Raw genomic sequence first — 1,112 nt, 5'->3', positions numbered from 1 at the left:
GTAGAAGGACGACCCGATCCAGGCAATGGCGGTGATGACGTGAAGCCAGCGGACCGCAAAGCCCAGCCAGTCCCACATGATCACTAGCTCTTCCATTGTTCTCTCCTCATAAGCTTTGACCCAAGACTAGAGCATGCCGCTATTTTCATGTATTAGGTAAAAAACCCAAGCTGTTTCAAAATAACACAAAGAATACTTGAATGGCCTATCTCGACAACATCCGTACCTTCGTCCGTGTCTACGAACTTGGCAACATGTCCGCCGCGGCCCGGGATATGCGGATTTCGGCAGCCGTGGCGTCCTCGCGGATTTCGCAGCTGGAGGATCATCTGAACGTGCGGCTGTTCCAGCGCACCACGCGGCTGCTCAATCCGACTGAGCAGGGCAACCTGTTCTATCACGGCGCGGTCAAGATCCTGGAGGCCGTGGATGAGGCCGAGGCTGACATCAGCAGCGTCACCCAAACTCCGCGCGGCACCCTGTATGTGGCGGCTCCATTAGGGTTGGGGCAGCGGTTGATTGCGCCGGCAGTGCCGAAGTTCAACGAGGCCTATCCGCTGATCTCGATCCGCCTGCGGCTGTCGGACCGAAAGCTGGATCTGGCGGCCGAGGGGCTGGATGCAGCGTTTTTCCTCGGCGTGCCGGAGGATTCGAACCTGCGGATCCGCAAGATTGCCGATTGTGCGCGGGTGCTGTGTGCCTCACCGGATTATATCAGACGCCGCGGCCAGCCTGCCAGCAGCGACGAGTTGAAGACAGAGGCGCACGACTGCCTGAACCTGCGCTACCCCGGCGCGCCGGAGTTCCAATGGCCGCTGCGCAGCCAGGACGGGGTTAAGCGGGTGACTGTCACCGGGCCGTTTGAATCCGATCACGGCGACGTGCTGACCAGCTGGGCGCTGGAGGGGCATGGGATCATCCTGAAACCGGTTTTCGAGATTTCAGAACACCTTGCCTCGGGCCGGCTGGTGCCAGTGCTGGCAGAGGAGCCGCCGATCCCGATCCAGATGGCCTGTCTCTATGTCCACCGCCGCCACCAGGACCCCAAGGTGCGGCTGTTCATGGATTTCTTGGTAGACCACATCCAGGCATCCCTCCCCTCAGAATGAAAA

The 1,112-nt window shown here is 59.9% G+C and carries 2 protein-coding genes; one reads left to right on the top strand and one right to left on the bottom strand.

The genetic code is table 11. The annotated features are described in order from the left end of the window. The coding region (locus tag A2I95_RS41150) for a urate hydroxylase PuuD (protein WP_291738047.1) at positions 1-96 on the bottom strand (96 nt) is incomplete at its 3' end. A 104-nt stretch (positions 97-200) separates the two neighbouring features. Between A2I95_RS41150 and A2I95_RS41145 the strand changes: the two genes are divergently transcribed. Continuing rightward, on the top strand, positions 201-1,109 hold the full coding sequence (locus A2I95_RS41145) for a LysR family transcriptional regulator (protein WP_291738046.1): 909 nt from the start codon (positions 201-203) through the stop codon (positions 1,107-1,109). The last annotated feature ends 3 nt before the right edge of the window (positions 1,110-1,112 follow it).

The organism is Leisingera sp. F5, from assembly GCF_001593695.1.
This window is presented reverse-complemented; position numbering and strand designations above follow the sequence as displayed.